This window comes from Mesorhizobium sp. M5C.F.Ca.IN.020.32.2.1 (genome assembly GCF_004023105.1).
Lineage (GTDB): Bacteria > Pseudomonadota > Alphaproteobacteria > Rhizobiales > Rhizobiaceae > Mesorhizobium > Mesorhizobium wenxiniae.
In genome coordinates, this window is record NZ_RZSX01000671.1 from 1 (window position 1) to 3624 (window position 3624).

Below are 3624 nucleotides of genomic sequence, written 5' to 3' on the forward strand. Positions count from 1 at the left end.
TTGAGCTCCTCGTCGCCGCTGGACAGGTCGATCGTCCTGTTTGCTCCAAGCTTGCTGGCGAAGGCGAGTGGCGCCTCTGCTATGTCGACGACGGTGAGCTCGCCACATCCCTTGAGCCTGGCGGCGAGCATTGTCAGGAGCCCGATCGGGCCGGCGCCGAACAGGATGACGTTGCGGCCGGCAATGTCGCCGGCCCGCGCCACCGCGTGCAGGCTGACGGCGAGTGGTTCGGCGAGTGCCGCGGCCTGATAGGCGATAGAATGCGGAACCTTGACGCATTGCGCCGGCGTGGCATCGAACACGCTGGCAAAACCGCCCTGCATATGCGGCGTTTTCGAAGCCGAGCCCATGAAGTAGATGTTTTCGCAGAGATTGGCGCGGCCCTCGACGCATCGCGCGCATTGTCCGCACCAGCGCGACGGGTTGACTGCCACGCGATCCCCGACGGCAAGTGCGGGCGCTTCCGCGCTGATTTCGACAATCTCTCCGGCGACCTCGTGGCCAAGCACGAGCGGCGATGTGACGACAAAATCGCCGGTCCGCGCATGACGGAAATAATGCAGGTCCGAACCGCAGATGCCGCCTGCGCCGAAACGCACGCGCACCATTCCCGGCGTGAGGGGGCCGAGCGGATGCTCGACGACACGCAGATCCTCGGGGCCGAACAGCGTCGCGGCGACTGCGCTGTCGGTCATCGGATCAGTCCCATTTGCGTCGGCAGCCACAGCGTGATGGCGGGGATGAAGGTGATCAGGATCAGCGCGACAATCAACGGGACGAGCCAGGGCAGAATTGCCATGGTCGTACGCTCGACCGACAGCTTGGCGACCCGCGAGAGGACGAACAGCACCATGCCGAGCGGCGGATGCAGGAGACCGATCATCAGATTAAGCGTCATGATCAGACCGAAATGCACAGGATCGATCCCGTAGAGGACCACGATCGGCAGGAGGATCGGAACAAGGATCGTGATAGCGGCGATCGTGTCGAGGAAGCAGCCGACTACCAGCATCAGGATGTTCACCAGGATCAGGAACACCCATTTGTTTTCGGTCAGCGATGTGATGAAGACCGAGAAGAGCTGCGCCGCCTGACTGACCGTGAGCAACCAGGCGAAGATCGACGCTGCTGTGACGATGAAGAGGACTGACGCGGTCGTCTCGATTGTGTCGAAACTGGCCTTGGCCAAGGCTGCGAGTGTCATCGTGCGATAGCGCACGAGCCCGAGAAACAACGACCAGATGACGGCGGCCATGGCCGCTTCGGTCGGCGTGAACCAGCCCATGGTCATGCCGCCGATCAGGATGATGGGTGTCATGAGCGCCATGACGGCGGAGAAATCGAAATACCAGTCGCAGGCGATCAGGACGACGAGCGCGATGCCAACGGCAATATTGAGCGACAGTCCCATCTCGACAAGGACATAAACCGCCAGCGGAAAGCAGCATACGACGGCCACCTCGATCGAGGCGGCGGCGAGCCGGTTCAACTTAAACGGCGTGTCCGAACCCCAGCCCCGGCGATGGGCGAAGATCGCGACCGTCACCATCATCAGCACCGTCATGACGACGCCGGGCAGGATGCCGGCCATGAACAGCGCGCCGATCGAGACGTTGGCCATCATGCCGTAGATGACGAAGGGCAGCGACGGCGGGAAGATCGGACCGAGCGTCGAGGACGCCGCGGTGACGCCGACGGCCGCCTCCACGGGATAGCCGTGGTCGCGCATCGCCTTGATCTCGATGGTGCCGATACCGGCGGCATCGGCAAGGGCTGCGCCCGACATACCGGCGAAGACCACCGATCCGATGATGTTCACCTGGGCGAGACCGCCCTTCATCCAGCCGACAAGCGCCAGCGCGAAGGAATAGATCCGCCCGGTGACGCCGGCGATGTTCATGAGATTGCCGGCGAAGATGAAGAACGGCACGGCGAGCAGCGGAAAGCTCTCGACACCGGCGATCATGCGCTGCGCGGCAATGATGTCGGGCGCCACGCCATAGAAGACGAGATAGAGCAGCGACGACACCGCCATCGACACAGCGACGGGGACACCGACCAGCATCAGGACGAGAAACGCTCCGATTAGAAGCAGCATGGCCTATTCCCCCAGTCCGTCGAACGCGGCGGGGCGCTCCAGCGCCGAGTAGCCACGGCGGATGTTGCCGATGAATACCTGGATGGCGCGCAGCATCATCAGCACGAAACCGGCGAAGACGGCGTAGAAGACGACGTTGCGCGGCAGGTTGATGGTGACCATCCGCTCGCGGTGGACGATCCCGACATAGCGCCAGAGGAGCCAGGACATATAGGCGAAGAAGCAAATGGTAATCAGATTGACCGCGAGCGCCAGGTAGCGCCCCGCCCCAGCGGGGAGGTAATGATAAAGCACGTCGACGTGGATGTGGCGCGTGGTGCGCGTGCACATGACCGAGCCCAGGAAGACCACGACGACGAGGCAGTTGATGGCGATCTCCTCGGTCCAGGCAAAACTGTTGTTCATGACGTAGCGCGTGAAGAACTGCAGGAACACGCAGAGCGACATGCCCCAGAACACGGCGAGCGTGAGCCAGTCTTCTACCGCGTATCGCGACAGATCGACGGGCGCGGTTTCTTCCTCGAATGCATGCGCCAGTTCTTCGGGGGTAACCTGGGTGTGGACCTCTTGGGTCATCGGCAAGCTCCGGACACCGTTGGGACAGCGGGCTCAACAGACCCGACGCGCTTGTCGCGCCGGGCCGGGATTGATGCAGGTTACTTGACGGCGCGGATCGCCTCCCAATCCTCCTTGCGGTAGCCGAACTCCTCGAACGTCACCTTCTCCATCACGTTCTTTTCGAAATCGGCGCGATCAACTTCGGTGACGGTGAGACCGCGTTCCTTGAAGGTCTCAACCAGGGCCTTCTCGCGATCGACGATGATCTTTGTCGCTCGCGCGGCAGCTTCCTGCATCACCTCGGTGAAGATCGCCTTGTCCTCGTCCGACAATTGCGACCAGCGCGATTGCGACACGATCGTGTTGAGATGGTCGACGATGTGTCCGGTCAGGATAATATGCTTTTGCACTTCGTAGAACTTCTTGGCGTCGATCGTCGTCAGCGGGTTTTCCTGCGCTTCCACCGTGCCCTGCTGCAAGGCGAGATAGACCTCGGCGAAGGCGATCGGCGCGGTGTTGGCGCCGCAGGCGCGCGGCATGGCGAGATAGGCCGGCACATCAGGCACGCGGATCTTCAGGCCCTGCATGTCGGCGCATTTTTCGATCGGCCGGTTGGAGGTCGTGTGACGGGTGCCGTAGTAGGTGGTCGCCGTGATGTGATGGCCGGACGCCTCTTCGTAGCCGCCGGTCAACTCCTTGTATTTGTCGCTCTTGGTGTAAGCGAGCAGATGATCAGCGTCGCGGAACGTGAACGGGAAGTAGGTCACGCCGATCGGCGGGAATTCGCGGGCGGCGAAGCTCGATCCGGAGATGATGATGTCAACCGTGCCGAGGGTCAGCCCCTGGTTGATGTCGGCTTCCTTGCCGAGCTGCGAGGCCGGGAAGACGTCGATTGTATAGCGGCCGTCGGTGCGCTTCTTGATCTCTTCCGCCGCCCACACGGACTCGGTGTGGAAGGGTTCGGACGT

Annotated in this window: 4 protein-coding genes; all 4 read right to left on the reverse strand. The window is 62.3% G+C overall.

Going from position 1 to position 3624, the window contains the following annotated elements:
- Positions 1–695 (reverse strand): alcohol dehydrogenase catalytic domain-containing protein (locus EOA86_RS26690; RefSeq protein WP_128344432.1); only part of this gene is annotated, 695 nt, incomplete at its 3' end.
- Positions 692–2098, reverse strand: a complete 1407-nt coding sequence (locus tag EOA86_RS26695) for a TRAP transporter large permease (RefSeq protein WP_128344434.1) — start codon at positions 2096–2098, stop codon at positions 692–694. The genes EOA86_RS26695 and EOA86_RS26690, both read right to left, overlap by 4 nt.
- A 3-nt stretch (positions 2099–2101) precedes the next feature.
- On the reverse strand, positions 2102–2674 hold the full coding sequence (locus tag EOA86_RS26700) for a TRAP transporter small permease (protein ID WP_128344435.1): 573 nt from the start codon (positions 2672–2674) through the stop codon (positions 2102–2104).
- Positions 2675–2754: 80 nt separating this feature from the next.
- Positions 2755–3624 (reverse strand): sialic acid TRAP transporter substrate-binding protein SiaP (locus tag EOA86_RS26705; RefSeq protein WP_128344437.1); only part of this gene is annotated, 870 nt, incomplete at its 5' end.

Excerpts from the sequence above, each read along its gene's own strand:
- EOA86_RS26695 (WP_128344434.1), bottom strand. The coding sequence starts at position 2,098 with ATGCTGCTTCTAATCGGAGCGTTTCTCGTCCTGATGCTGGTCGGTGTC.
- EOA86_RS26700 (WP_128344435.1), bottom strand. The coding sequence starts at position 2,674 with ATGACCCAAGAGGTCCACACCCAGGTTACCCCCGAAGAACTGGCGCAT.